At 67.9% G+C, this 21,598-nt stretch carries 21 protein-coding genes; 13 read left to right on the plus strand and 8 right to left on the minus strand.

Annotated elements, in window-relative coordinates; translation table 11 throughout:
* Positions 1-7: 7 nt before the first annotated feature.
* Both fabG and QK291_RS03690 read left to right on the plus strand, forming a co-directional pair.
* The gene (gene fabG / locus QK291_RS03685; protein WP_282379243.1) at positions 8-733 is read left to right on the plus strand and encodes a 3-oxoacyl-ACP reductase FabG; all 726 of its coding nucleotides are present in this window, start codon (positions 8-10) and stop codon (positions 731-733) included.
* Positions 734-829: 96 nt separating this feature from the next.
* Positions 830-1,249: an Hsp20/alpha crystallin family protein gene (locus QK291_RS03690; protein ID WP_282379245.1), complete on the plus strand. Its 420-nt coding sequence runs from the start codon at positions 830-832 to the stop codon at positions 1,247-1,249.
* Positions 1,250-1,426: 177 nt separating this feature from the next.
* On the opposite strand, the gene QK291_RS03695 is transcribed toward QK291_RS03690, so the two are convergent.
* Positions 1,427-1,792 carry a DUF5655 domain-containing protein gene (locus QK291_RS03695; RefSeq protein ID WP_282379247.1) on the minus strand — a complete coding sequence of 122 codons (366 nt, stop codon included), beginning with the start codon at positions 1,790-1,792 and terminating at the stop codon, positions 1,427-1,429.
* 219 nt (positions 1,793-2,011) lie between these two features.
* Here QK291_RS03695 and QK291_RS03700 point away from each other — a divergent pair, with 219 nt between their 5' ends.
* The gene (locus QK291_RS03700; protein WP_282379249.1) at positions 2,012-2,764 is read left to right on the plus strand and encodes an SDR family oxidoreductase; all 753 of its coding nucleotides are present in this window, start codon (positions 2,012-2,014) and stop codon (positions 2,762-2,764) included.
* Between the two features lie 141 nt (positions 2,765-2,905).
* Here QK291_RS03700 and serB read toward each other — a convergent pair whose 3' ends face one another.
* Positions 2,906-3,814: a phosphoserine phosphatase SerB gene (gene serB / locus QK291_RS03705; protein ID WP_282379251.1), complete on the minus strand. Its 909-nt coding sequence runs from the start codon at positions 3,812-3,814 to the stop codon at positions 2,906-2,908.
* A 155-nt stretch (positions 3,815-3,969) separates the two neighbouring features.
* Between serB and QK291_RS03710 the strand changes: the two genes are divergently transcribed.
* The 5 genes from QK291_RS03710 (at position 3,970) to QK291_RS03730 (ending at position 8,104) form a co-directional block, all read left to right on the plus strand.
* Positions 3,970-4,755 carry an ABC transporter ATP-binding protein gene (locus QK291_RS03710; RefSeq protein ID WP_282379253.1) on the plus strand — a complete coding sequence of 262 codons (786 nt, stop codon included), beginning with the start codon at positions 3,970-3,972 and terminating at the stop codon, positions 4,753-4,755.
* 18 nt (positions 4,756-4,773) lie between these two features.
* Positions 4,774-5,559, plus strand: coding sequence for a sulfite exporter TauE/SafE family protein (locus tag QK291_RS03715; protein ID WP_282379255.1), 786 nt, complete (start codon positions 4,774-4,776; stop codon positions 5,557-5,559).
* 45 nt (positions 5,560-5,604) lie between these two features.
* A complete protein-coding gene (locus QK291_RS03720) occupies positions 5,605-6,426 on the plus strand; it encodes an RNA methyltransferase (protein WP_282379257.1) in 822 nt (273 codons plus the stop codon).
* Between the two features lie 189 nt (positions 6,427-6,615).
* Positions 6,616-6,873, plus strand: coding sequence for a type B 50S ribosomal protein L31 (locus QK291_RS03725; RefSeq protein WP_282379259.1), 258 nt, complete (start codon positions 6,616-6,618; stop codon positions 6,871-6,873).
* A 124-nt stretch (positions 6,874-6,997) separates the two neighbouring features.
* Positions 6,998-8,104 carry a biotin/lipoate A/B protein ligase family protein gene (locus tag QK291_RS03730; RefSeq protein WP_282379260.1) on the plus strand — a complete coding sequence of 369 codons (1,107 nt, stop codon included), beginning with the start codon at positions 6,998-7,000 and terminating at the stop codon, positions 8,102-8,104.
* 58 nt (positions 8,105-8,162) lie between these two features.
* Here QK291_RS03730 and pepN read toward each other — a convergent pair whose 3' ends face one another.
* Both pepN and QK291_RS03740 read right to left on the minus strand, forming a co-directional pair.
* Positions 8,163-10,790 (minus strand): aminopeptidase N, encoded by a 2,628-nt coding sequence (pepN, locus tag QK291_RS03735; protein ID WP_282379262.1) that lies wholly within the window; start codon positions 10,788-10,790, stop codon positions 8,163-8,165.
* Positions 10,791-10,794: 4 nt separating this feature from the next.
* The gene (locus tag QK291_RS03740) at positions 10,795-11,826 is read right to left on the minus strand and encodes a putative sulfate exporter family transporter (protein WP_282379264.1); all 1,032 of its coding nucleotides are present in this window, start codon (positions 11,824-11,826) and stop codon (positions 10,795-10,797) included.
* Positions 11,827-11,932: 106 nt separating this feature from the next.
* Here QK291_RS03740 and QK291_RS03745 point away from each other — a divergent pair, with 106 nt between their 5' ends.
* The 3 genes from QK291_RS03745 to QK291_RS03755 all read left to right on the plus strand — a co-directional run bounded on the left by QK291_RS03745 (position 11,933) and on the right by QK291_RS03755 (position 15,339).
* Positions 11,933-13,489: a circularly permuted type 2 ATP-grasp protein gene (locus tag QK291_RS03745; protein ID WP_282379265.1), complete on the plus strand. Its 1,557-nt coding sequence runs from the start codon at positions 11,933-11,935 to the stop codon at positions 13,487-13,489.
* A 75-nt stretch (positions 13,490-13,564) separates the two neighbouring features.
* The gene (locus QK291_RS03750) at positions 13,565-14,491 is read left to right on the plus strand and encodes an alpha-E domain-containing protein (RefSeq protein WP_226762129.1); all 927 of its coding nucleotides are present in this window, start codon (positions 13,565-13,567) and stop codon (positions 14,489-14,491) included.
* Positions 14,488-15,339 carry a transglutaminase family protein gene (locus QK291_RS03755; RefSeq protein WP_282379267.1) on the plus strand — a complete coding sequence of 284 codons (852 nt, stop codon included), beginning with the start codon at positions 14,488-14,490 and terminating at the stop codon, positions 15,337-15,339. Before QK291_RS03750 ends, QK291_RS03755 begins: the two co-directional genes overlap by 4 nt.
* 82 nt (positions 15,340-15,421) lie before the next feature.
* Here the strand turns inward: QK291_RS03755 and QK291_RS03760 are convergent, their stop codons facing one another.
* Positions 15,422-15,910 carry a pyridoxamine 5'-phosphate oxidase family protein gene (locus tag QK291_RS03760; RefSeq protein WP_282379269.1) on the minus strand — a complete coding sequence of 163 codons (489 nt, stop codon included), beginning with the start codon at positions 15,908-15,910 and terminating at the stop codon, positions 15,422-15,424.
* 179 nt (positions 15,911-16,089) lie between these two features.
* Here QK291_RS03760 and QK291_RS03765 point away from each other — a divergent pair, with 179 nt between their 5' ends.
* On the plus strand, positions 16,090-17,781 hold the full coding sequence (locus QK291_RS03765) for a GAF domain-containing sensor histidine kinase (RefSeq protein WP_282379270.1): 1,692 nt from the start codon (positions 16,090-16,092) through the stop codon (positions 17,779-17,781).
* A 46-nt stretch (positions 17,782-17,827) separates the two neighbouring features.
* On the opposite strand, the gene QK291_RS03770 is transcribed toward QK291_RS03765, so the two are convergent.
* Positions 17,828-18,556 carry a response regulator transcription factor gene (locus tag QK291_RS03770; protein WP_282379271.1) on the minus strand — a complete coding sequence of 243 codons (729 nt, stop codon included), beginning with the start codon at positions 18,554-18,556 and terminating at the stop codon, positions 17,828-17,830.
* 359 nt (positions 18,557-18,915) lie between these two features.
* Here QK291_RS03770 and QK291_RS03775 point away from each other — a divergent pair, with 359 nt between their 5' ends.
* Positions 18,916-19,368: a universal stress protein gene (locus tag QK291_RS03775; RefSeq protein WP_282379272.1), complete on the plus strand. Its 453-nt coding sequence runs from the start codon at positions 18,916-18,918 to the stop codon at positions 19,366-19,368.
* Positions 19,369-19,514: 146 nt separating this feature from the next.
* Here the strand turns inward: QK291_RS03775 and QK291_RS03780 are convergent, their stop codons facing one another.
* Positions 19,515-19,985 carry a pyridoxamine 5'-phosphate oxidase family protein gene (locus QK291_RS03780; RefSeq protein WP_282379273.1) on the minus strand — a complete coding sequence of 157 codons (471 nt, stop codon included), beginning with the start codon at positions 19,983-19,985 and terminating at the stop codon, positions 19,515-19,517.
* Between the two features lie 88 nt (positions 19,986-20,073).
* Positions 20,074-21,537, minus strand: coding sequence for an SDR family NAD(P)-dependent oxidoreductase (locus QK291_RS03785; RefSeq protein WP_282379274.1), 1,464 nt, complete (start codon positions 21,535-21,537; stop codon positions 20,074-20,076).
* Positions 21,538-21,598: the final 61 nt, after the last annotated feature.

Consider the following 21,598-nt stretch of genomic DNA (forward strand, 5'->3'; position numbering starts at 1 on the left):
CCCCACCATGTCTGAAACAGCACCCACCGGCCGCAGTGTCCTGATCACCGGCGGAAACCGCGGGATCGGCCTTGCCATCGCCGAAGCCTTCCTCGCCAACGGCGATAAGGTCGCCGTCACGTACCGCAGCGAGTCGTCGCTCCCGGCAGGTATCCTCGGCGTCAAGGCCGACGTCACGGACGAGGCCTCCGTCGACGCAGCGTTCACGGAAGTGGAAGCCGCCCATGGCCCCGTCGAGGTGCTGGTGGCCAACGCCGGCATCACAAAGGACACCCTGCTGATGCGCATGAGCGAGGACGATTTCACCTCGGTCATCGACACCAACCTCACCGGCGCCTTCCGTGTCATTAAGCGCGCCTCCAGGGGCATGATCCGGGCACGCAAGGGCCGCGTCGTCCTGATCTCCTCCGTCTCGGGCCTCTACGGCGCGCCCGGCCAGATCAACTACTCGGCGTCCAAAGCCGGCCTGGTCGGCATCGCCCGCTCGCTGACCCGCGAGCTAGGCGCCCGCGGCATCACCGCGAACGTCGTGGCCCCGGGTTTCATCAACACGGACATGACGGCGGAACTGGCCGAGGCAACCCAGAAGGACTACCTCTCCAAAGTTCCCGCCGGCCGCTTCGCCGAGGCCTCCGAGGTCGCCAACGTGGTCCGCTGGATCGCCAGCGACGAGGCCGCCTACATCTCCGGCGCCGTCATCCCGGTCGACGGCGGCCTCGGCATGGGCCACTAGGACTTTCAGCCCTTAGCCCGGCCGCTGCCGGGGTGTGTAATGGGGCTACAGCCCCTGGCCACACCTCGGCAGGGGCATGGAATCAGGAGGACAATCGTGGCTGAACTGAACAAGTGGGTCCCGTCGGACGTGCTGGATCCGATCAAGCGTTTCCTTGACGGGGACCTGACCATGACACCGTCCATCAAGGTCGAACAGTTCGTGGACGGCACCACCCTGGTGGTCCGTGCGGAGGTTCCGGGAATTGATCCCGACAAGGACGTCGATGTCTCCGTGAGCGAAGGCATGCTGCACATCCGGGCGGAGCGTGCGGAGAAGACCGAGCACAAGAGCAAGGACGGCTACCGCTCGGAGTTCCGCTATGGCTCCTTCTCGCGCAGTGTTGCGCTGCCGCCAGGTGCCAAGGAAGAGGACGTCACCGCCACCTACAAGGACGGCGTGCTTGAGGTGCGGGCACCGGCCCCCGTGGCCGCCCCCGACGCGACGGCCAAGAAGATCCGCATCGACCACATGTAGCACGGGAGTCGGCGCCGGGCGGGGGCCACATCGGTCCGCCCGCCCCCGTGCGGCCGCCAACTGCCCCCGCACCGGCCTGGGGCCTCCCGGCGCGTCTCAGCACAACGGCGCCTGCAACGGCGTCGCACCGCCCGGCACGGGCCTCAGCACACCGAAACGGCGTCCGACCGCCCGGCCTCAGCATGCCGCCGCACGGGCCTCCCGCAGCCAGCCGGCAACCTCGGCGTCGAGGTCCTGTTTGTTGTGCAGCTCCAGATGGTGCATCCACATCCCGGGCAACGGGTTGGCGATCTCCTTGAACCTGGCGGAATCAATGCGGCGCGGGAGCGCGATCGACAGCACGGCAGGCACCCCGGAATCAACGTACCGCCCGGGCCACCAGACGTACGCGAAACCGCGCCTCTCCCGGAAGGCCACCTGGCTTTTCGTTGCCCGGACCACCGGCGGGACGGGCACGGCCAGCAGCCTTTCCACGGCATGAAGCAACTCCAGGCCCCGCGGCGAGCCGCTGAAAACCTGCTCCGGCGTGGACTCCTCACTCACGCTCCGCGGCACCATTTCCCCTGATGTCCGGCCCTTTGCCCGGTCTCTCGGCACGCACCGCAAGCACGGTCCATGACCGCGATCGTACGCCCGCGGGCCGGGCCGGAACTAGCCTGTTGTGTCTTCTTTGTGGAACCCGGACAACGGAAAACGCCGGCACCGCTGGCATGATGGACTGCAGACCCACCGTTTTTGGACGTTTGGAACAAAGGAGCTCATATGGGACTGCTGGACAACAAAACTGCAATCGTGACCGGTTCGTCGCGGGGCATCGGCGCTGAAGTCGCCAAGGTCCTCGCCGCCGAGGGTGCCGCCGTCGTCGTGAACTACCGCCAGAAGGCGCCCCGCGCCAACAAGGTTGTGGCGGAAATCGAAGCGGCCGGCGGCCGTGCCGCGGCCGTCGGCGCCGACCTCACCACCCAGGAAGGCGTCCAGGCCCTGGCCAGCGCCGCGATGGAGAACTTCGGATCTCTTGATGTCCTGGTCCTCAACGCCTCCGGCGGGATGGAATCCGGCATGGAGGAGGGCTACGCGCTCAAGCTCAACCGTGACGCGCAGGTGAACATGCTCAACGCTGCCGTGCCGCTGATGCCCGAGGGCTCCCGGGTGGTCTTCGTGACGAGCCACCAGGCGCACTTCATCAACACCGTGCCCACCATGGAGAACTACGAGCCCGTGGCCCGCAGCAAGCGTGCCGGCGAGGACGCACTGCGCGAGCTCGTCCCGAACCTGGCCGAGAAGGGGATCTCCCTCGTCGTCGTTTCCGGCGACATGATCGAGGGCACCGTCACGGCCACCCTGCTGGACCGCTCCAACCCGGGCGCCATCGAGGCCCGCCGTGCCGAGGCCGGGAAGCTGTACTCGGTCACGGAGTTCGCCGCCGAGGTCGCCAAGATGGTCACCGCCGAGGTCGAATCCGGCCACACCGAGTATGTCGGCGGATCCGACTACTTCGACAAGAGCAGCAACTAACAGCCATCAGGGGCACGCGGTAAAGCGCCACGCAGTCAAAAGGCACGCGGTAAACAGAAACGCGGTCGGAGCGCAGTAAGCAGGTGAAGGCTGGGGCAACCGCCCCGGCCTTCACCTGCTTCCCGGTGGCCGGGAATTGTCTCAGACGCCGGCGATGTGCCGCACGGCGTCGAGATAGGGCATGTTCACTGCGGCATCCGCGACCGCGCGGACGGCCGGTTTGGCGTTGAACGCCACGCCGATCCCCGCGGCGCCCAGCATGTCCAGGTCGTTGGCGCCGTCGCCTACGGCAATCGTGTGCTCCATCGGGATGCCTTCCCTGGCGGCCCAGGCACGCAGGTACTCTTCCTTCGCCGCCCGGTCAATCACCTCACCGATGACTTTTCCGGTCAGCGCGCCGTCGACGATTTCAAGTTCGTTGGCCACCCAGTAATCCAGTCCAAGACCCTCCGCGATCGGCTGCAGGATCTGGTTGAAGCCGCCGGAGACCACCGCCACCACATGGCCCGCGGCGTGGAAGGCTGCCACGAGCTCCGCCGCGCCCAGGCTCAGTTTCACCTCGGCGCGGACGGCATCGACGACGGCGGCCGGCAGGCCGGCGAGCACCGCCGCCCTCGCATGCAGGCTCTGTGCGAAGTCGAGTTCGCCGCGCATGGCGGCCTCGGTGACCGCCGCGACTTCCTCGCGTTTGCCGGCGTAGGCGGCGAGGAGTTCAATCACTTCCTGCTGGATCAGGGTGGAATCCACGTCCATGATGAGGAACTTCCGCCGGGCACTCCGGAGGGCGGCGGGGACGATCGCCGTGTCCACCCCGGTGGGGCCGTGCTCTGCCGCTGCCCGGCGCAGGTCCGCCAGCGCCGTTACCCGGTGGTCCGGGCCGGCGGCCAGGTCAATGCTCCCGTCCGCCGTGTAGACCTCGAAGCGGTCGTCTCCGGTGCGGGTTTCCGCGTCCAGCGTCACTCCCGCCGCCACGAGCAGCGACCGGAGCCGGTGCACCTCGGGATGGGTCAGTTTGGGGGCATAACTCACGGCGGTCACGAACAGGTTCATGGCTGCAATCCTAGCGATCACGCCGATGCGGCCCCGAATCCGTTGCGCCCCGGTGACGTAGCGGCAGCCGGGCGGCCGGCCCGCCGCGCGGGCCTGGCGCCGTCCCGGCGTTCCGGTTATCAGTCGTCCGCTGTTTTGTCCTAGTGTCTACTCCTATGAGTGATGTTCTTGAAATGGCCGCAGTCAGCGTTGTACGTGGGGCAAAGACCCTGCTGGACAAGGTCGACTGGCAGGTCAAGGAAGGCGAGCGTTGGGTGATTCTGGGCCCCAACGGCGCCGGCAAGACCACTCTGCTGCAGCTCGCGGCCGCGCGGATCCATCCGACCAGCGGCATGGCCGGCATCCTGGAGGAGATCCTTGGCGACGTCGATGTCTTTGAACTCCGGCCCCGGATCGGCCTCTCCTCGGCCGCGCTGGCCAACCAGATCCCGGAGCACGAGAAGGTCCTCAACGTCGTCGTGACTGCCGCCTACGGTGTGACCGGACGGTGGCGCGAAGGCTATGAGAAGGACGACGAGCGCCGCGCCTTCGCCCTGCTGAACGAGTGGGGCATGGGGCCGCTGCTGAACCGGCCGTTCGCCTCGCTGTCGGAGGGGGAGCGCAAGCGGGTCCAGATCGCCCGGGCGCTGATGACCGATCCCGAGCTCCTGCTCCTGGACGAACCCGCCGCTGGACTCGACCTGGCCGGCCGCGAGGACCTCGTGCACCGGCTCAGTGAACTTGCCCGCGACGAGGCGGCCCCGGCCATCGTCCTGGTCACACACCACCTCGAGGAGGTCCCGCCGGGCTTCACCCACGCCATGCTGCTGCGCGACGGCGGCGTGGTGGCCCAGGGCCCGATCGAAGGCGTCCTCACGGCCGGGAACCTGAGCCTGACGTTCGGGCTGCCGCTGGACGTCAGCGTTGCCGCCGGCCGCTACACGGCCACCGCGCGCCGCTGACCGGGCCGCTGACCGCGCGTGGAGCTCCTCAGTAGTGTCCTCATTTTCTTCGCCGGGCTCTGGGCCGGCACCATCAACAGTGTGGTCGGTTCCGGCACCCTGGTGACCTTCCCGGTGTTGATCGCCCTCGGCTTCGCACCGGTCACGGCGTCCATCAGCAACGCGATGGGCCTGGTGGCCGGGAACGCCGCCGGCGCCTGGGGCTACCGCAAGGAACTGTCCGGACGCGGCAAGCAACTGCTTAAGCTGCTGCCCGCCTCCCTGCTGGGCGGCATCTCCGGCGCCTACCTGCTGCTGCACCTGCCCGAGAAGGTCTTCTATTACGCCGCCCCCGTCCTGATCGTGCTCGCGCTGCTGATGGTCGCCTTCCAGCCCCGGCTCCAGCAGTGGGTGCGGGACCGCGAACAGAACCCGGAACACGCCATCCGGGACCGCAGCCACGGCGTCGTCCTTGTCGTCCTCGTGTACCTCGCCGGCGTATACGGCGGCTACTTCGTCGCGGCGCAGGGCATCCTGCTGGTCGGCATCCTGGGCATCTTCATGACCGGCACCATCCAGAACGCCAACGCCATGAAGAACTTCCTGGTCCTTGGCGTCAACATGGTGGCGGCGGCCTCCTACCTGCTGTTCGCCTCCGGCCGGATCGACTGGGCCGTCGTCGGGCTGATCGCCGTGAGCTCACTGATCGGCGGCGTGATCGGCTCCAAGGTGGGCCGCCGGCTGTCCCCGGTGGTGCTGCGCGGTGTCATCTTCGTCCTGGGCCTCGTCGCGCTGGGGTTCATGATCGCCAACCTGTTCAAGTGACCCTGGCCCTGTGACCGCACAATCTCCCGCTGAAATGACCAGCCTGTGACATTCCACCGCCTTGAATCCGCCGCTGACCCCCGGGTCTCGGACTACACGCAGCTGACGGACGTGCACCTGCGCAAGCTCCGCGAACCCGCCGAGGGCATGTACATCGCCGAGTCCTCCCGGGTGCTCCGCCGGGCCCTCGCGGCGGGCCACATGCCACGGTCCTTCTTCCTCGCCGAGAAGTGGCTTGCGGACCTCTCGGACATCTTCTCGCAGTACCCGGACGTTCCCGTGTACATCGGCTCCGCCGCGCTACTCGAGGAGATCACCGGCTTCCACCTGCACCGCGGCGCGATGGCGGCCATGCAGCGCCCGGAGCCCGTGCCGCTGTCCGAGCTGCTCGCCGGCGCCCGCCGGGTCGCCGTGCTGGAGGACATCGTGGACCACACCAACGTCGGCGCGATCTTCCGCTCCGCCGCGGCCCTGGGCATCGACGCCGTCCTCGTCTCGCCGCGCTGCGGGGACCCGCTGTACCGCCGCAGCGTCCGGGTCAGCATGGGCGCTGTGTTCCAGGTGCCCTGGGCCCGGCTGGAGGACTGGCCGGGGGACCTGCAGATGCTCCGCAGCCAGGGCTTCACCGTGGCCGCCCTGGAACTTACCGGCGACGCCTTCGACCTCGACGCGCTGGCGGCGCGCCGGCCGGAGAAACTCGCGCTGGTGCTGGGCACCGAGGGAGCCGGGATGAGCGAGGGCACCCTCGCCGCCGTCGACCTCGCCGTGAAGATCCCCATGCGCGCGGGCGTTGACTCCCTCAACGTCGCGGCCGCGTCCGCCGTCGCATTTTGGGAGTTGCGCCCCAGGGATGAACCGCAGCCCTGAACCGCAGCCCTGAACCGCTGCATTGAAAAGGCTGCATTGAACAGCACCGCTGGTCAGTGGCGCTGGTCCGGCGGCGGAGGCGCCGACTTTCCGCTATGCTTGATAGCTGGCCGTCCGGTGCATTCCGCCGGCCATCCCATTCATACCTGGCAACTGGCAAAATCCAGTTGTGCGAACGAAGGTCCAATTATGAAGACTAATACTCACCCGAAGTACGAAGCTGTTGTTTTCAACGACCTGGCTTCCGGCGTCAAGTTCCTGACCAAGTCCACCGTGTCTTCCAAGAAGACCATCGAGTGGGAAGACGGAAACACCTACCCGGTCATCGACGTCGAAATCTCCTCCGAGTCCCACCCGTTCTACACGGGCAAGCAGCGCATCATGGACTCTGCCGGCCGCGTCGAGCGTTTCAACGCTCGCTTCAAGGGCTTCGGCGGCAAGAAGTAACTTCTTCTCCCCAAGGTCTTTTGGAAAAGCCCGCACCGGTGACGGTGCGGGCTTTTTGCGTCCTGCGCTGAACCGCTCCGTGCGGCAAACTCCGGCGCGGCCGGTGCGTGGCAGGATTAAGGGCATGACATCCTTTCCCCCGGTCCCCGGCTCCAGCAGCACTGACGACGGCGGCGCCCGCCACCACGGGGAGTACAAGGTCCCCGGCGGAAAACTCGTCGTCGCCGATCTCGACGTCGTCGACGGCGTGCTCGCGAACGTCTCGCTCAGCGGGGACTTCTTCCTTGAGCCGGACGAGGCGCTGCCGGCGATCAACCGGGCCCTCACCGGACTGCCGTCGGATGCCGGGGCCGCGGACATCTCCGCAGCGGTGGCGGCGGCCCTGCCGGCCGGGGCCGTGCTGTTCGGGTTTTCCGCCGACGCCGTGGCCGTCACCGTCCGCCGCGCCCTCGCGAAGGCCACCGGCTGGGCGGACCACCACTGGAACATCATCGGGCCCTCCGTGCTGCCCACCCACGTCAACGTCGCGCTGGACGAGGTCCTGGCCGAGGAGGTCGGCGCCGGGCGCCGCAACCCGACCCTGCGGTTCTGGGACTGGGAGGAACCGTCCGTGGTGATCGGCAGCTTCCAGTCCGTCCGCAACGAACTGGACCCCGCCGGCGTCGAACGCCACGGCATCAGCGTGGTCCGCCGGATCAGCGGCGGGGGAGCGATGTTCATGGAGGCGGGCAACTGCATCACCTACTCGCTGTACCTGCCCCAGACCCTGGTGGACGGCATCAGCTTCGCCGACTCGTACGGCTTCCTGGACGCCTGGGTGATGGCGGCCCTCCAGGAGATGGGGATCAGCGCCTTCTACGTCCCGCTCAATGACATCGCCACAGAACACGGGAAGATCGGCGGCGCCGCGCAGAAGCGGCTCGCCAACGGCGGCATGCTGCACCACGTCACCATGAGCTATGACATCGACGCGGACAAGATGGTCGAGGTCCTGCGGATCGGCAAGGAGAAGCTCTCCGACAAGGGCACCCGGAGCGCCAAGAAGCGGGTGGACCCGCTCCGGCGCCAGACCGGCCTGGCCCGCACCGAGATCGTCGCGGCCATGATGAAGGTCTTCGCCGAACGCTACGCCGCGACCCCCTCGGAGCTCACCGAGGCCGAACTCGCCGCCGCGCACCACCGGGTCGATGCCAAGTTCGGCACGCCGGAGTGGCTGCACCGCGTCCCCTAAGCCCCGCCACCTTCGTCGGTTGCTCCGTAACTGCCGTATAGGGTCCCCAAAAGGGCGGCTACGGAGCAGTCGATGGTGGGTTTGCGGCCGGAGTCTGCGCGGTGAGGGAGCGGTGCAGGTGGCTGCGCTGTTCGATGATGATGCGGCGCAGCGCCCGCGGGGCGTCCGGGTGGTCGGCCAGCCAGGTGTCCGTCCGGACGATGACCGGGTGCGTGTCCGGAGTGCTGCCGTCCAGGTCCTGCCCGGCGGGGTAAAGCCCGCGGACAATCCGGCTGGCGATTTCGATGCTGCGCCCGGCCCAGACGTCCTCCAGGCAATCGAAGTACCGGTCAATGAAGCCGCCCAGCAGGGCCGCCGGGCCGGTGTTGAAACCGGCGATGGTCGCGCTGAGCAGCTGGTTGGACAGCGAGGTGCCGTGCACCGCTTCCGTCCAGGCCGCCTCCTTGACGGCAGCCTCGGGGCGGGCCGCGAGTGCGGTGGCGTGTCCGGATTTTCCGGCGGCGGTGTTGTCGCGGTCCAGCTCCCCGTCGAGCTGAGCCACGGTGGCCTCCCCGTTCGCCGCCAGGGCGTGCCAGAAGTTCCAGCGTAGCTCCGCGTCCACGGCCAGGCCCTCAAGGACCGTGCTGCCGGCCAGGATGCCGCGGATCAGGTCAAGCCGGCTGCCGTCATAGCGGCTGGCGGCGGCCACCGTGCGCGCCCACGCCAGCTGATGGTCGGAACCCGGCACGGCCAGCCGGAGCTCGTCCGCCGCGAGGGACAGGAAACCGCGGCGGACAGCGGCCCGCTCGGCCACGGGGACGTACCGTTCGATCGCGGTGGCCGCGTTGCCCAGGACAGTGAGCAGCACGCCGATGCCTGATTCCGCGGGCCCGAAGCGCTGGACGGCGTCCACGTACAGGGACGACGGCGTCACGGCGTCACGCGCCGAGTCCCAGAGGGCGGTCCAGCACAGGGCCCGGGCCATCGGATCACTGAGCGCGCCCAGGGAGGCCCGGACGGTGGCCTCGGAGTGCGGATCCAGCCGGACCTTGGCGTAGCTGAGGTCCTCATCGTTGACCAGCAGCAGGGCCGGCGTCGGCTTCCCGGAGAGGGCTGTCACCTCGGTCCGGGCCCCGTTGACGTCGGTCTCGACACTGTCGGTGCGGACCAGGGCGCCGGCGCCGTCCATCCCATACAGGCCGATCCGCAGCCGGTGCGGCCGCGGCTCCTGCCGGCCCGTCGTCGGGTCCGCGGCGTCCTGGATGATCGTGAGTGTGCCGAGGACGCCGTCGCGCTCCTCGATCTCGCTGGTGAGGGTGGAGATGCCGGAGGTCTGCAGCCACTGGCGGGCCCAGTCCGCGAGGTCCCGGCCGGAGGCGGCGCTGAGCGCGGCCAACAGCTCCGCCAGGGTGGTGTTGCCGTAGGCGTGGTCCTTGAAGTACTGGCGCGAGCCGGCCACGAAGGCCTCGAAACCCACGTAGGCGACCAGCTGCTTGAGGACCGAGGCACCCTTGGCGTAGGTGATGCCGTCGAAGTTCTGCTTGGCGGCTTCGAGGTCGGGGATGTCGGCGACGATCGGGTGGGTGGTCGGCAGCTGGTCCTGGACGTAGGCCCAGGCCTTGCGGTTGTTGGCGAAGTTCACCCAGGCCGTGGCCCAGTCCGTGGTGCGGTCCACGCCGAGCGTTCCCATGTAGTCCGCGAAGGACTCCTTGAGCCACAGATCGTCCCACCACTGCATGGTGACGAGGTCGCCGAACCACATGTGCGCCATCTCGTGCAGCAGGGTGTTGGCGCGGGCCTGGTACTGGGAATCGGCGGCCCGGGAGGTGAAGACGTAGCTTTCGGTGAAGGTCACCAGTCCGGGGTTTTCCATGGCGCCGAGGTTGTATTCGGGTACAAAGGCCTGGTCGTACTTCCCCCACGGGTATGGGAAGTCGAAGAGCTCGTTGAAGAAGTCCAGGCCGTTCCTGGTGAGGGTAAAGAGGGCCTTGGGGTCGAAGGACGGCGCCATCGAGGCGCGGCAGTAGAGCGCCAGCGGCACGTCCACCCGGGTGCCGTCGTCGTATTCCCTGCTCCAGGAGTCCTCGGCCTTGAAGTACGGGCCGGCCAGCACGGTGGTGATGTAGGTGGACATCGCCTTGGTCGGGGCGAAGTCCCAGCGGCTCGTGTCCGGGCCGCTGGCCAGGGGCGTACGCTGCGTTTCGGTGCCGTTCGAGGCCACCTGCCACGCCGAGGGGGCCGTGACGTGGAAAGTGAATTCGGCCTTGAGGTTGGGCTGTTCGAAGTTGGCGAAGACCCGGCGGGCGTCGGCGGGCTCGTACTGGGTGTAGAGGTAGCACTGGCCGTCGGCCGGGTCGAAGAAGCGGTGCATGCCCTCCCCGGAGGTGCTGTACAGCGCGGTGCCGGTGACAGTGACCTGGTTGTCCGCCTGCAGGTTGTCGAGCCGGATCCGGGACCCGTCCGCGACGTCGGCGACCGCGAGTTCCTTGCCGTTGAGGACAACGCTGTGCACCTCGCTGCTGATGAAGTCCAGGAAGGTCGAGGCGCCGGGTTCGGCCGCGGAGAAGGTGATCACGCTGCGGCTCGGGTAGGCTGCGACGTCCGGATCGGCAGCCTGCCGGACGTCCAGGGAGACGTCATAGCTGTGGGTGGTGATCAGGGCTGAGCGGGTTGCGGCTTCATCGCGGCGCAGGTTCTGGTTCGACACCCCGCTATCTAATCATGAGGAACGCGGCTCCCAGCCCCAGCCCGGCGATCAGCAGCCAGGACGCCAGCGCGGCCAGCAGGGCCCGCGCTCCGGTGTGCAGCAGCTCGCCCACCCGCACCGCCGAGCCGAGGCCGAAGAGCGCCATCCCCAGCAGCACGTCCTGCAGGACCGCGGCGGCGTCCAGGGTGCCGGGGGAGAGCCAGCCCGTGGTGCGCAGGGCTGCCAGGGCGACGAAGCCGAGCACGAACAACGGGACGATGGGCGGCCGCTTCAGTCCGGTGCCGGGGGCGGCGCTGCTGCGGTGGTGCAGCCCGGCGGCGGCGACCATGGGCGCCAGCAGGATCACCCGGGTGAGCTTGACGACGACGGCGACGGCCAGCGCCGACGCCCCGGCGGTCTGCGCGGTGGCCACCACCTGGCCCACGTCGTGCACCGACGCCCCGGCCCAGGCGCCGAAGACTGCCGGGCTGAGGCCCAGCGGCCGGATCAGCAGCGGCAGCACCCCGATGGCGAGGGTGCCGCAGAGGGTCACGAGGGCCACCGGCAGCACGGCGTCGTGCTGGCGGATCCGGCGCGCCGCGGCCATCGCCCCGATCGCGGAGGCCCCGCAGATGGAAAAGCCGGTGGCAATCAGCAGCGCTACCGGCGGCGGCAGCCGGAACAGCCGGCTGATGCCGTAGGTCCCGGCGAACGCGGCCAGGACCACACCCGTGATCAAAAGCAGCGCGGCCCAGCCGAGTCCCAGCACATCGACGAGGCTGACCTTCAGGCCCAGGACCACGATCCCGGCGCGCATCAGGTGCTTGCCGGCGAAGTCCAGGCCCGGACGGCCCTGGCCCGCGGTCCAGCCGGACAGCCCCGGGACGTTCGCGGCGAGCAGCCCGAATGCCACCGCCAGCGTCATGGCCGGAAGCACCGCCACCATGCTGTGGACGGCGAGGGCAAGCACGACGGCGGCGGCCGCGGACAGCAGGCCCGGAAGCAGGCGCGGCAACTGACCAGCCCGGAGCAGGAGTGTGAGCGTAAACGGTGGCACGTGTCTACATTGACGCAACCGCCGGGAAATACCGTCACCGCCACGGCGGCCGCCGCCGGGAGCGCGCCGAAATGATTTCGCAACAAAAAGGTGATTGTCTAGTGACATGTCTGACCTATTCCAGGATTACTCAGTGGCCGCCGGGCGCTCCGGTGCCTACGACGAGATGTTTACCCCCGAGCAGCAGCCCCGGCAGTCCTACGGGCAGGTCGCCGGAGCCCTGCGTGAACTCTCGCTGGCTGATGTCACCGCCCGCGCCGATTCCATGGCCCGGACCTTCCTGGACCGCGGTGTCACGTTCGACTTCGCGGGGGAGGAGCGTCCCTTCCCGCTCGACATCGTGCCCCGGGTCATACCGGCCGATGAGTGGACCGTGCTGGAGAAGGGCGTGGCGCAGCGCGTCCGTGCCCTGGAGGCGTTCCTCAATGACGTCTACGACAAGATGACCGTGGTCGCCGACGGTGTCATCCCTCGCCAGCTCGTCACGACGAGCGCCCACTTCCACCGCCAGGTGCACGGTTTCGAACCCGCCGGCGGCGTCCGGGTGCACATTTCCGGCATCGACGTGGTCCGCGACGCCGCCGGGACGTTCCGGGTCCTGGAGGACAACGTCCGGGTCCCCTCCGGTGTCAGCTATGTTCTGGAGAACCGCCGCGCGATGGCCAAGGGCCTGCCCGAGGCCTTCGGCCAGCAGCTCATCCGGCCGGTCGAGGAGTATCCCCGCCGGCTGCTGTCCGCCCTGCGCAAGACCGCACCGACCGGCGTCGACGACCCGACCGTGGTGGTCCTGACCCCCGGCGTCTTCAACAGCGCCTACTTCGAGCACACGCTGCTCGCCGGCCTGATGGGCGTGGAACTCGTCGAGGGACGCGACCTCATCTGCCGCGGCAACCGCGTCTACATGCGCACCACCGCCGGTGAACAGCGCGTGGACGTGATTTACAAACGCATCGACGACGAGTTCCTGGATCCGCTGCAGTTCCGCGCCGATTCCATGCTCGGCTGCCCGGGCCTGGTCAACGCGGCCCGCGCCGGGGGCGTGACCATAGCGAACGCCGTGGGCAACGGCGTCGCCGACGACAAGCTCGTTTACAGCTACGTCCCGGACCTGATCCGCTACTACCTCAATGAAGAACCCGTGATCGCCAACGTGGACACCTTCCGGCTCGAAGAAAAAGCAGCCCGCGAAGAGGTCCTGGACCGTCTCGCTGAACTGGTGGTCAAGCCCGTGGATGGTTCCGGCGGCAAGGGCCTGGTGATCGGTCCGGACGCGACCAAGGACGAGCTTGAGGCCCTGCGCAAGCGTGTCATCGCGGACCCGCGCGGCTGGATCGCGCAGCCGGTGCTGCAGCTGTCCACGGTTCCCACGCTCAGCGGCGACCGGTTCGGCCCGCGGCACGTGGATCTGCGCCCCTTCGCCGTCAACGACGGCGACGACGTCTGGGTCCTGCCCGGCGGCCTGACCCGGGTGGCGCTCAAGGAAGGCTCCCTGATCGTCAACTCCAGCCAGGGCGGCGGCTCCAAGGACACCTGGGTGCTGGCGGACTCCCCGGAGGTGCCGGTGGAGGTCCTGCCGCGTCCGGCCATCACGGTCCGCGAACGGGTCTCGGTCTGGCCCGTCGAGAGCAACTGGCGCGACAGCCAGAAGGAGCAGCAGCAGTGACCCGCGGCACCGTGTCGGTCCCTGTTCCGCCAACCCATTCTTTTCAGATTTCCGATCCGCTGGAGGTAACCGCGAATGCTTAGCCGTATCGCCGAGTCATTGTTTTGGATCGGCCGCTACGTGGAACGGGCTGACGGCACCGCCCGGATCCTCGATGTCCACCTTGAGCGGCTCAACCACCTGCCGATGGAGGAGCAGCGCAGCGTGGCGCAGGAACTCCTCGCCGTCATGGGCGCCCGGGCGCAGAGCGAGGACTTCGGCCTCCCCGAACTGCTGAACGCGCTTGCGTACGACAAGCAGAGCGCCACGTCCATTGCCGGTTCGCTGGGCGCGGCACGGGAGAACGCCCGGCGTGCCAGGGAGACCGTGTCGTCCGGGCTCTGGGAGAGCCTGAACACCACCTACTACGGACTCAACCAGCACCGCAAGGACGTCGTCGGCACCTACCGCTTCTGCAACTGGGTGCTGGAACGCACAGCCATGGTCAGCGGGCTCGCGGACACCACGGTCAGCCACGACGAGAGCTGGCAGTTCCTCGTCCTGGGCCGTTCGCTGGAACGCGCCGACATGACCGCGCGGATGCTCTCCACCCGGGATGTGCTCTCCGCGGGGATGTCGTGGGTGAACATGCTCCGCTGCGCCGGGGCCTACGAGTCGTTCCTGCGGACCCGCCGCGCGGCCTTCGGCGACCAGCACGCCGCCGAGTTCCTGCTGCTGGACCGGCTGTTCCCGCGGTCCATCGTGTACGCACTGCGTGACGCCGACGAGTGCCTCGCCATGCTGGACCCCTCGGCCCAGCGCGTCGGCTTCATCAACGACGCCCGCCGGATCGTGGGACAGGCCCGCACCTTCCTGGAGTTCCACCGCACCGATGACCTCATGTCGGAACTGCCGGAGCACATGGAGCGCGTGCAGAAGGCCGTCTCGCAGGCCTCGGACGCCATTTCCCGTAAGTACTTCAATCAGGCAGACGAACTGGCCTGGGTGGGAGAAGTTTCATGACCCGGCTGAGCATCATCCACAGGACGGCGTACAAGTACAACAAACGCGTCACGCTCTCCTACAACGAGGCCCGCATGACCCCGCTGACGGATCCCCAGCAGGTGGTGCTGGAATCCTCCCTGAAGGTCTCCCCGTCCCAGGCGGCCGTGAGCAGCTACCGCGACTACTGGGGCACCCGCGTCACAGCCTTTGACATGCAGATGCCGCACGAGCACCTCGAGGTCCTGTCCACCACCACCGTCGAGGTGCACCGGGCGGAAAGGGTCCCGGCGGAGGCGGACATCGCCGGCTGGGACGTCCTGGAGGCCCCGGAGACCCTGAACAAGTTCAGCGACTGGATCCCGCAGTCGCAGCTCACCGGGCCGGGCGCCGAGGTGCTCGGGATCATTCCCGGCGTCGTCGTGGACCGCAACCCGCACGAGGCTGCCCTGGCGGTCTTCGACTGGATGCGCGGCGAAATGACCTACATGAAAGGCTCCACCGGCGTCACCACAAGTGCCGAAGAGGCCTGGAACCAGCGCCAGGGCGTCTGCCAGGACCTGGCGCATCTGGCCATCGGGGCGCTGCGCAGCCGGGGCATCCCCGCCCGCTACGTGTCCGGCTACCTGCACCCGCGGTCGACGGCGGAACTCGGCGAGACGGTCGCCGGGCAGTCCCACGCCTGGCTGGAATGGTGGGACGGCGAATGGCGCAGCTGGGACCCGACCAACCACAAGCCGGCCGGTGACTTCCACGTGACCGTGGCGAGGGGCCGGGACTACCGCGACGTGCCCCCGCTGAAGGGCATCCTGTCCGGCGGCGGCGGCTCAGCCCTCAGCGTGAGCGTGGAGATCACCCGCCTGGCCTGATTCCCCGATGCGCTATCACTTCCCGCTGTTCTGGGTCCCCAGAACAGCGGGAAGTGATAGCGCATCGAAGGGTAACCGGGGGTTATTCGAGTCCGGAGCGGGTGGCGTCGTCCAGCGGTGTCCACCAGGTCAGCGGCGGGACCACCTTGAACCGGCGTCCCGTCACGGTTTCCGGGGTGATCCTGACGAAGTGCTCCTTCTTGCCGGCCTGCCACGGGAACAGCAGCAGCCCCACGGTGTCCACGACCTCCTGCTGGTTCTGCACCGGCGCGGCCTGTCCCTTGATGACCACACTCCAGGCGATGCCGCTGTCGGCGTCAACGCCGTCGGCCTCCACCGCCACCGGGGTATCGCTCGTGGCCGCCTGGAGCTTGGTGCCGTCCGCCGTGCGGAACACCAGGGTACCGTGGTCCACCTTGTAATTGATCGGGAAAATGTCGGGATGGTCGTCCACCCAGACCGCGAGCCTGCCCACGCTGACGCTGCGTAACAAACGCCAACATTCGTGATGGTCAAGGTTTTCAACGTCGTGGGCCTGCTGGGTTTTTTCCGGCTTCGGATCAGTACTCATGCCGGCGAGCCTACGCCAGGCACGCGGCGACAGGGTAGGGGATAAGGTCACAATCAGAAGCAACGTGATCCGATGTCTAGGGCCTTTGCCCCCGTTTCGGGGTATTCTGGCATCACTGTCGTCAGCGCGGACGATTGTTGTGTTCGTTGTATCGAATTGGGGCCAGGAGCATGCATTCAATGGGGGAACGACCAGACCCGACCGCCACTGAGCCGCAACCCATGATCGACGGTGTCCTCAGGGGCTTCGTTTCCAGGGCCGAGGAGCTGCTCCAGTCCCAGGAACGGATGGCCGGGCTGCTGGAGGCAGTCGTCGCCGTCGCCGAGGACCTCAGCCTCGATGCTGTGCTGGAACGGATGGTGCAGTCCGCCTGCCGCTTGCTCCATGCCCGCTATGGCGCCCTTGGCGTCATCGGCGACGACCACGCGCTCAGCCACTTCATCACGGTGGGCATCGACCAGGAGATGGCCGACAGGATCGGGCCCCTGCCCACCGGCCACGGAGTACTGGGCCTCCTGATTTCCGATCCCCGCCCCCTCCGGCTTCATGACCTGCACAACCATCCGGAATCCTACGGCTTCCCGGCGAACCATCCCCCCATGAAGTCCTTCCTGGGCGTCCCCGTGCGGGTCCGGGACGTGGTATTCGGGAACCTCTATCTGACAGAAAAAGAAGACGGCAGCGACTTCACGGCCGAGGACGAGGGACTGGCAGTGGCCCTGGCGGCCGCCGCGGGCGTCGCCATTGAGAATGCCCGTCTCTACGACGACGCCCGGCGTCGGGCCCGCTGGCTGGAAGCCTGCATGGACGTCTCTGGGCTGATGCTCAGCAGCGACCGCGACTACACCTCCGGCGGGCTGGACCCCATCGCAAGCCGGGCCCTGCAGGAATCGGGGTCGCAGCTGGCCCTGCTCGTGGCGCCCGCCGCCGACGGCCACGGCCATATCGTCGCCGGTGCCGCCGGCGCAGGCAGTCCGCAGTTCTCCGGCCGTTCGCTGAGGCTCGATTCGCCGTTGCTGGAAAGTGTCCTGGACGGCGGCGAGCCGGTGGTGTTTGAGAACGCTTCCGCCCTTTTCGGAGGGATCGACAGCGGGATCACCGGTCCGCTGCTGGCGGTGGCCCTGAGCACCCAGGGAGCGCACCACGGGCTCCTGCTGCTGATCCGGGACCCGAACGCGCTGCGCTACGCTCGCACGGAGATCGAGATGGGGGCCGTCTTCGGTTCCCATGTCGCGCTCGCCCTGGAGCTCGCCCGCGTTCACCGGCTCCGCGAGGAGCTGCTGGTTTTCACCGACCGGGACCGGATCGCCCGGGACCTGCACGACCTCGTGATCCAGCGGCTGTTTGCGGCCGGACTCAGTGTCCAGAGCCTGACCCGTTTTACCAAGGACGAGCTTGCCACCGAGCGGATCCGCAATATCACCAACGAGCTTGACGAAGCGATCCGAAGCCTGCGTGACACCATCTACTCGCTCAAGAGCAGCAGCGGGGGAACGGAAGCGCTCAGCGGACGGATCCGTCGGGTCACGCGCAGCTCGGCGAAGTACATGCCGTTCACTCCGCGCCTGATCATCACCGGCCCGGTGGACGCCGTCACGCCGGACAAGGCGGACAATGTCGTGGCCGTGGTCTCCGAGGGGCTCAGCAACGCCATCAGGCATTCCGGCGCGGACACGATTTCTGTATCAGTGGGTGTGGTCAAGGGCCGCGTGACGGTGGTCATCACGGACAACGGAGCCGGCTTCGCCGAACCCGAGAAACGCCGGGGACTCGCCAATCTGGAGGACCGCGCCCGGATGCTGGATGGCGAATGCACCATCACCAGCGCCCTCGACGCCGGCACGAGCCTTGAGTGGTCGGTGCCGCTCTAGCCGCAGGCGGCGGCGGCGCGGCCGTCAACGGGCGGGCCCTGTGCGGCTAGCGGACAGTGTGTGGGCGGTTGGTTTCGGCATGGCTTCCGGAGGCCACCGGTGAGGAGGGCCCGGCGATGAACACAGCGGCCTGGGTCCGGCGTTCGAATCCCAGCTTGGCCAGCAGGGATGATACGTAGTTCTTGACGGTCTTCTCCGCGAGGAACATTTCCGCAGCAATCTGGCGGTTCGTGAGCCCGCCGCCCACCAGTTCCAGGACCCGGCGCTCCTGCGGCGTGAGGGAGGATGTCCGGGGGTCCACCTCCTCGGCCTCGACAAGGCTGTCGACGACGCCCGCCGCGACGCCCTCCGCGAAGAGAGACTCGCCGGCAGCCGCCCGGCGCAGTGCCCCGATCAGGTCGGTGCCGCCGATTTCCTTGAGCACATAGCCGCTTGCGCCCGCCAGCACGGCGCCGCGCAGGGCCTGTTCGTCATCGAAGCTGGTAAGGATGATGCAGTTCAGCGACGGGTCAACCGAGCGCACGTCCCGGCATACCTCAATCCCGGTCCCGTCCGGCAGCCGGGCGTCGAGCACACTGACGTCCGGATGGAGCGCCGGAATACGGCGGGTGGCCTCGACGGCGGAACCCGAACTCCCGACCACCAGGAAGCCCTCACCCTCGAGGAGCTCCTGAAGTCCGCGCCTGACGAGCTCGTGGTCATCCAGGATGAAAACACGGATGACGGCCGGCGCTCCGTCGGGTGCAGTGAGACCTGCATCTGCCCAGGCAATCATGATTCTCCTGTCCGGCGGCTTGCGCTGCCATGAATGGTGAGGTGCTCCCCAGCCTGATTTCGCAGATGGCGCCTGCGGGTCGTGCCTGTTAAATCCATTGTCGCTGACCCAGGTGCCGCCGTCGCTGCCGATTGCCGCCTGGTCCCCGTTGTTACGTCCGTTCAACCATTGTCCGCTCCGGGAGCCTGTTCGGTCCCGGAGACTGCAATTCTTCTCCGTGTCCAGGGCCCCGGCAAGGGTCATTGGTCCCGCCGGGGCAGGCCGGCGGGCTGTCCCGGTGACTTCCGGCCCTAGCTGCTTCCGCGGCCCGCGCGGCACTATAGGCTGGACGCGACCGCCGTATGACGAAGGGATCTGCCATGACCGAAGCCAGGGACATCCGGACCATTGTGGTGGGGGTTGATGGTTCCGATGCGTCGGTGGAGGCGCTTCGCCAGGCCCAGGGACTTGCTGTGCCGCTCTCGGCGACGCTGGTGGCGCTGGCCAGCTGGGACGTCCCTCCGGTGTATGACGGTTACGTCGCGATGGGAATAGATGACTTCGATGTCCGGGCCGGAGAGATACTGCAGGAGACGGTGGAGAAGGCCTTCGGGGTGGATACCCCGGCCAACGTCGAGAGCCGCCTCGTCCAGGGCCACCCGCGGCACACCCTGATTGAGGCCAGCAAGGACGCCGACCTGGTGGTGGTGGGGCGCCGCGGGCACGGAGGCTTCGGCGGAATGCTGATCGGATCGGTGAGCTCTGCCCTGGTGGCCCACGCCCATTGCCCCGTCCTGGTCGTCCATTCACCGGAAGTGAAGGCCGCCAAGTAGGAACGGCCCGGCCCGCTGATCGAACGGCGCCTTAACCGACCGAAGCCCTATTCGGCCTAATCGAACGGTGCCTAATCGAACGGTGCCTAATCGAACGGTGCCTAATCGAACGGTGCCTATTCGAACGGTGCCTATTCGAACGGTGCCTATTCGAACGAGGCGCGGCGGGGATCGGAGAGCCGGGTGCTCCACAGGTCCGGCCGGTTGACCTTGAACCGGCGCCCGGTCAGGGCCTTCGGGGAAAGCCGGACGTAGTAGTTCTTGTCGCCCGGCTGCCACGGTTCCAGCAACAGGGAGTCGACAGTTTCCTTCTCCTGCTGGCTTTCGATCAGTGCCGCCTCGCCGCGGGCAACCACGCTCCAGGCCTGCTGCTCGTGGGTGTCGTACCCGTCAATTTCGAAGGCGATGGGTTTTGCTGTCATCGCCGCCCACAGCTTGGTGCCTCCGGCGGTGCGGAACACGATCGAACGGCGCTCGAGCGCGAAGTTGACCGGGAAGATCTCCGGATGCCCGTCCACGATCAGGGCGATCCGCCCCACAACCTCGGTGTCCAGCAGGACCCAGCACTGGTCGATGGACAGTCCAAAATCGGGCGCAGGCGTCGTCTCTGTGTTCATGTGGACCCACGTTACGTATTGTGCCGTGCCCCCATTAGGGCCATTAGGCCTCTAGCCCCCGACGCCCGGCTCTGGTAGCGGCGGGCGCCTACCAGGGGCTCGGCCTGTAGTCCTTCAGAAAGACGCCGAACTGGTCCTCGCCCGACTCGCCCATGACGATCGGATCGTACACCCGCGCGGCCCCGTCAACCAGGTCCAAGGGGGCGTGGAAGCCCTCCTCCATCAGCCGGACCTTCGTGTAATGCGGGCGCTCATCCGTGATCCAGCCGGTGTCAACGGCCGTCATCAGGATGCCGTCCTCGTCCAGCATTTCCTGGGCGCTGGTCCGGGTCAACATGTTCAGCGCCGCTTTGGCCATATTCGTGTGCGGGTGCCCGGGACCCTTGTAGGCGCGGGAGAACTGGCCTTCCATGGCGCTGACGTTCACGATGTACTTACGCCGCGCGGTGGAGCGCCTCATCGCCCCGCGGAGCCGGCTGACGAGCAGGAACGGTGCGGTGACGTTGCACAGCTGGACTTCGAGCATTTCGAGGGGGTCCACCTCGTCGACCACCTGGGTCCAGCTGTTGATGCTGGCCTGGTCGGGAACGAGGCCGCCGGCGTCGATCGCGGTACCGGCGGCGATGCGCTCCAGCGAGGCGGACCCGGTGGACAGCGCCAGCGAGGTGATCGCGTCCCCGGCGAGCACCGGGTGTTCCAGCACGGTGCTCGCCAGGGCCAGCGGGTGCTTGTCGTGGGCGTGGCCGAAGGTCACCAGTTCCGGGCCGCCGTTCGCGGCCTGGAGCGCCGCGGGGAGGGGCTCGTCCTCGGCGTCGACCAGGGGCTTGTAGGCGTTCCCGGAACGTCGCACGGTCTGGGCGGCGTTGTTGATGATGATGTCGAGCGGGCCGGCGGCGTCGAGGGAATCGGTCAGCGCCATCACCTGCGAGGGATCGCGCAGGTCTATGCCGACGATCCGCAGCCGGTCAAGCCACTCGCCGCTGTCGTCCATCGCGGCGAAGCGCCGCGCGGCGTCCTTGGGAAAGCGGGTGGTGATGGTGGTGTGGGCGCCGTCGCGGAGCAGCCGCAGCGCGATGTACATGCCGATCTTGGCCCGGCCGCCGGTCAGGAGGGCGCGGCGTCCGCTCAGGTCCGTCCGGGCGTCGCGCTTGCTGTGGCTGAAAGCCGCGCATTCGGGGCACAGCTGGTGGTAGAAGGCGTCCACCTGGGTGAAGTGCTGCTTGCAGATGTAGCAGGGCCTGGACCTGATCAGGTGCCCGGCGATGCTCCCCGATGTGGAGGGGGCGAGCTTGTTGCCGCGGGTCTCGTCGTCGATCCGGTCCGGGGCCGCCGTCGCCGTCTGGGCGATCACGGCGCGGTCCGCCTCCGCAATGAGATCCCGCTTACTGACCCTGCGGTGGCGCTTGACGGCTTTGAACATCTTGCCGGTGGCACGGCGCACCGAAACGTAGTCCGGGTGCTCCTCGTCGTAGACGTGGATACTGTTCAGGACCTTCAGGCAGGCCTGGATTTCCTCGGGGGTCAGATCGGAGGGCACATCGGGGGAGCTCATTGCCCCAATTTTACAGCCTGCGGGGAGCCCGGCCCGACGCCGTGTCCGGACTCCCGCTACA

Source organism: Arthrobacter sp. AL12, assembly GCF_029960645.1.
GTDB lineage: Bacteria > Actinomycetota > Actinomycetes > Actinomycetales > Micrococcaceae > Arthrobacter.